Here is a 5,523-nt window from a genome sequence, read left to right as displayed (position 1 = left end):
ATAGACAGTATATAGCGTTAGACCATACGCCAGCATGAAAAATGTCCATTACACCACACATGGGGATGATTGATGAACGACGTATGAGCATGAAAAAACCCCGTAAATTGGACGATTTACGAGGTTTTTAGTTTATAGGGCATTTGATAAAAGCTAGCTTGGTTGTTCAATCACCGCGGCGCTTCACGCTTTTTTTCCAAAAACAGCATATCAACGACAATCATTGCCACACCGATACAGATGCCCATATCGGCAATATTGAAGATGGGATAATGCCAAGCGTCTGCATAATGCACATGAATGAAGTCAATCACGTGACCGTGCAGCAGACGATCAATCAAGTTGCCAATCGCCCCACCAAGTACCAGTGCCAAGCCAGTGGATAGCAACTTGGCATTACGCGGTGCTTTAATCAAATAGATGAGCAAAAACAGCGACATCGCAAATGCCAGCCCCGAAAAAAACCACTTTTGCCAGCCGCCAGCATCTGCCAAAAAGCTAAAGGCAGCGCCATAATTATAAGCGAGTGTCCAATTGAGAAATGGCTCAATCACAGGCACAGGCTCGTGAAAAGTCAGCTTGGTCTCTGCCAGCCATTTACTCCACTGGTCGATGACTAACACAACCAGCGATAGTAGATACCATGTAAACGCGCGACTGCCATTAGCAACAATTTTTGGTGTTTTCGTTAGGCGACCTTTGGGCGTAGACGATCTGCCTGTCGTTGCATGAGCAGGCTCAGGCGACTTATCCAGTGGAGTACTATCCAAAGGAGTAGTATCAAGAGGATCACTCGGTTGCTCGGCTTCAGGTGAATCAGTCGGGTTAGGCATAATGACGCACCTCACCATCGCCGCTGACGTTAGTCACGCAGCGAGCGCACAATTCAGGGTGGGCGCTATCAGTCCCGATATCATCTCGGATATGCCAGCAGCGCACACATTTGGTACCTGTTGCTGCGCTCACATTGACGACCAACGCAACTGGTTCGTCTGTGGCGCTGTCATCTTGTTGCTCTGTCTGGCTGACACTCGCAGCAGGGGCTTCGCTCATCGGTTTTAGAGTAGCGCTACTGGTAATAAGGACAAAACGCAGCTCTTCGCCAAGCTTGGCCAAGCTGTCATGCATCGCATTGTCGGCATACAACGTGACATCAGCCGATAAATTGGCATTGATGATTTTTTCGCCACGTGCTGTTTCGATGTGTTTGTTTACGCTATCTTTGGCCTGCATGATATTTTGCCAGTCGTCGCTGCTGATGGTGCTAAGCTCAAATGCTGGGAATTCATACCAGGCTTCGGTAAACACATAGCCTGTTTCGTCAGCACTTTTGCTCTGTAATACTTCCCAAGCCTCCTGTGCAGTGAATGACAGAATAGGCGTAATCCAGCGGATAAGCGCATGAGCGATATGAAAAATAGCCGTTTGTGCAGAGCGGCGTGGCTGACCATCTGTTTGGGTGGTGTACTGACGGTCTTTGATGATATCTAAATAGAAACTACCCAAGTCCTGCGAGCAAAACGCAGTGACATGCTGTGTGACTTGGTGAAAGTCCATCGCATCGTATGCGCTGATGATTTTTTCTTGAACGGTTTGTGCACGCTCAATGATAAATTTATCGAGGCTGACCAACTCATCCATATCGATGCTGTCGCTCGCAGGGTCGAAGTCATCGGTATTAGCAAGCAAAAATCGTATTGTATTACGGATACGGCGATACATATCGATTGCGCCTTTGAAGGCGGTTTTACCAGCGTTCATCTCATAACGGTAATCGCTTGAAGCGATCCACAAACGCAGCATGTCTGCGCCTGTTTTATTGATTTCATCTTGTGGGGTGATGATATTGCCCAGTGACTTACTCATTTTTCGGCCGTTTTCATCGACGACAAAACCATGGGTCAACACTTGCTTAAACGGTGGGCGTTCGTAAATTGCTTCAGACGTCAGTAGTGAAGTCTGGAACCAGCCGCGATGCTGGTCAGAGCCTTCTAGGTACATATCTGCTGGATTGGTCAGCTCATCACGTTGATCAAGTACGGCAAAATGCGTCGACCCTGAATCAAACCATACGTCTAGCGTATCAGTCGCCTTATCGTAGTCAGCGGCTTCGCTGCCTAAAAAGTCTTCGCAGCTGGCATCAAACCAAGCTTCTACGCCGCCTGCATGTATTTTTTGTGCAGCTATTTCCATCAACTCAAGCGTATTGGGATGCAGCTCACCGGTTTCTTTGTGAGTGAAGAAGGTAATAGGCACGCCCCATGTACGTTGGCGCGAGATACACCAGTCAGGGCGATCTGTCATCATCGCTTCAATACGGTTTTGCCCCCATGCTGGCGTCCATTTGACAGATGGGATATCAGTCAGCGCACGCGCACGTAGGCCCTTGGCTTCCATATTGATAAACCATTGTGGCGTCGCACGGAAAATGATTGGCGATTTATGACGCCAGCAATGCGGGTAGCTGTGTTCTATCTTGGTGTGGTTAATGAGATGCCCATTATCATGCAACGTTGCAATGATTTTTGGATTGGCTTTATAGATGTGCTCGCCAGCAAACACCGCTGCGCTATCTAAATAGACACCTGTACCACCGACAGGATTCTCCACTGGCAAGTCGTATTTGCGCCCAACGATATAATCGTCGAGACCATGACCAGGAGCAGTATGTACCAAACCAGTACCGCTGTCGGTGGTCACGTGATCGCCTAAGATAAGCGGTACTTGACGGTTTTCAATCAACGGATGCTGAGCACGCAGACCTTCGAGCTCACGGCCTGATACGGTTGCTAGGATGCCGTTGTTTTCTAGTTTCAGCGCTTCTAATGCTGTTTCTACAAGGTCAGACGCTAAAAAGAAGTTGCCCTTTTCAGTTGCTACCACACTATAGCTATGCTCGGGATGCACAGCGATTGCTTGGTTGGCAGGTAGCGTCCAAGGCGTCGTCGTCCAGATGATGGCTGCGATGCCACCTTCGATGTCAGCTAATACCTCGACTTTTTCGGTATCTAAAACATCAAAGCTCACATAAATGGCATCCGATACTTTATCTTGGTATTCCACTTCGGCTTCTGCGAGGGCAGAGCTACAGTCTAAGCACCAGTTCACTGGCTTCATACCGCGGGTGACGTGACCGTTTTCATAGATTTTGGCCAATGCACGCACGATGTTGGCTTCTTGGTGGAAGTTCATGGTCAGGTAAGGGTTGTCCCAATCACCAAACACTCCCAAACGTTTGAAGTCAGCCTTTTGTAGCTCGATTTGTGTGCTTGCGTATTCACGGCACAAACCACGGAATTCTGTTGCTGATACTTTTTTGCCGACTTTACCGACTTTGGCTTCGACTTTTTGTTCGATAGGCAGCCCATGACAGTCCCAACCAGGGACATAAGGCGCATCAAAGCCAGATAGGGTTTTTGATTTGACGATGATGTCTTTTAGAACTTTATTGACTGCGTGACCCAAGTGAATCTGACCGTTGGCGTATGGAGGGCCATCATGCAAAACGTATTTGGGTGCGCCCGCGCGTGCTTGGCGAATTTTGCCATACACATCATCTGCTTCCCATGCTGCAAGCCAATCCGGCTCACGCTTGGCGAGGTTTGCTCGCATGGCAAATGGCGTATCGGCAAGGTTCAATGTGTTTTTGTAGTCGATAGATTCGGTCATAATCAGTGTCTTTATCTAGTTATGTAGCAGAAAGAGGCTCGTAAAAATCAATATTTAAAATGATGGTTTTTTTAAATCTGTCAGGACGACTAATGCAATCAAACCATCTATTATAGGGTAAATCACTGATGAAAAATAGGGTCTATAAGAGAGTGCTTTGAGCAGAAAAAATGAGTTCAGCGCTTCAAAAGCCTGTCTGATATGAATAAGTTGCCGTATTTGGCATTGACCTGCTGTCATCTACCCAACACGCTTAAATGGTTCAGGGTGCATCAACAGGGTGCGTTGCTATCTTTACTACCGTATCCAAAATGATAATGCGCCCATTGACGATACGCCCGTCAAAGATAACGGGCGTCGTTATTTTAGCTTGGGGTTATGGTTAGTCGTTCTGCCAATGTGGAAAAAGGCTTGTTAACGTGCTCAAAATTGAGGCTCGATTGCAAATGATGCAGGTGTTCATCAATCAAGAAGATTAAACCCTGCACATCTCGCGCTTCAATCGCTTGTACGATGCCTAAATGCTCGTCTTCGGCACAGTCAGAAGAACCAACCTCATTATACAAGCCGATAATCAAAGTGGTACGTAAGGTCAGCTCGGTCAAAAATTTTTCTAGTACTTGATTGTTCGCGATAGTGGCCAAGTGCATATGAAACTCTCGTGACAATCGCAGCTCCGCTGGCTTATCCCCTCGTGCTCGCGCTTTGGCTTCAGCAGCAATAGTACGACGCATATTAGCAGTATCTTCTGCAGTGGCATTCTTAATCACACTGCATGCCAGAGTACACTCGATTGTACGACGAGCTTCGAAGACATCTTCAGCCTCTTTCGGTGAGGGTGTGACGATGAATGCCCCCTTATTGGGTCGCAGTTCTACGACGTGCATCGTGGCTAGGGTCGAGAGTGCCCGCCTAACATTTGCCCTATTACAGTTGAACAAGTCGCTGAGCATCTGTTCGCCAAGCTTAGTTCCAGCTGGTAAACGCTGCTCTGATACGGCAGATGTGATGGAGCTGATGATTGCTTGTTCTGGCATCTTTTCAGTTTCAGTGGTTGAGTCTTTCGTGTTTGGTGTCGTTGTATTAGTCATAGCCGCGATTATAGTGGCCTGTCAATTTTTTCACAAGAATAATGGCGTTACCTATTGTATTGTTAACAAAAATAGTTAACAATAATTATTAACAATATTTTATTTCTATAATTTTAGATACAACCAAGAGTAAAAAATTATGCAAATTTTAGTGATGAATCCAAATTCAACAGAAGGTATGACGGACAAAATAGTCGATAGTGCCCGTCAAAGAGTCAGTGTCGGCACTACTATCATCGGTGCTTCTGGCATAAATGCTCCAGCATCTATTCAAGGTCACTATGACGAAGCGATGTCTGTACCAGGCTTATTGGCACGCTTGCAACAAGCAGAAGCTGAAGGCGTCGATGGTGTGGTGGTGGCGTGTTTTGATGATCCAGGCATTAACGCTTGCCGAGAGGTATTTTCAGGGCCTGTCTTGGGTATTTGTGAAGCGGCAGTGAAGGCAGCCAGTATGATTTCGACGTCATTTAGTGTTGTGACAACGCTTCCACGTTCTGTGCCTATCATCGAAGAGCTGATTCATGGGTATGGGTTGTCCCGTCGATGCCGACGCGTACGTTCTGCAGCCATACCGGTACTGGCATTGGAAGAGCCGAATTCAGGTGCACGCGAGAAGGTTCGGGATGAGATTTTGCGGGCGATAGAAGAAGATCAGTGCGAAGCAGTGGTATTAGGCTGTGCTGGAATGGCTGATCTGACAGAGTGGTTGACGAAAGAAACAGGTATTCCTGTCATCGACGGTGTCTCGGTCGCGGTACGC

4 protein-coding genes are annotated in these 5,523 nt (G+C 47.3%); 1 reads left to right on the top strand and 3 read right to left on the bottom strand.

Annotated elements, in window-relative coordinates; genetic code table 11:
• Window positions 1–170: 170 nt before the first annotated feature.
• From lspA to L0J61_RS08795, 3 genes are all read right to left on the bottom strand, one after another.
• Window positions 171–833, bottom strand: a complete 663-nt coding sequence (lspA, locus tag L0J61_RS08805; protein WP_301466074.1) for a signal peptidase II — start codon at window positions 831–833, stop codon at window positions 171–173.
• Window positions 826–3,669 (bottom strand): isoleucine--tRNA ligase, encoded by a 2,844-nt coding sequence (gene ileS, locus L0J61_RS08800; protein ID WP_301466073.1) that lies wholly within the window; start codon window positions 3,667–3,669, stop codon window positions 826–828. Before ileS ends, lspA begins: the two co-directional genes overlap by 8 nt.
• A 365-nt stretch (window positions 3,670–4,034) precedes the next feature.
• Window positions 4,035–4,760 carry a GntR family transcriptional regulator gene (locus L0J61_RS08795; RefSeq protein ID WP_301466072.1) on the bottom strand — a complete coding sequence of 242 codons (726 nt, stop codon included), beginning with the start codon at window positions 4,758–4,760 and terminating at the stop codon, window positions 4,035–4,037.
• 139 nt (window positions 4,761–4,899) lie between these two features.
• On the opposite strand from L0J61_RS08795, the gene L0J61_RS08790 reads away from it, so the two are divergent.
• On the top strand, window positions 4,900–5,523 hold a 624-nt coding region (locus tag L0J61_RS08790), incomplete at its 3' end, for an aspartate/glutamate racemase family protein (RefSeq protein WP_301466071.1).

Source organism: Psychrobacter sp., assembly GCF_030457785.1.
Lineage (GTDB): Bacteria > Pseudomonadota > Gammaproteobacteria > Pseudomonadales > Moraxellaceae > Psychrobacter.
Note: the sequence above shows the minus strand (reverse complement) of the source record. Positions and strands in the feature narration are given on the sequence as shown.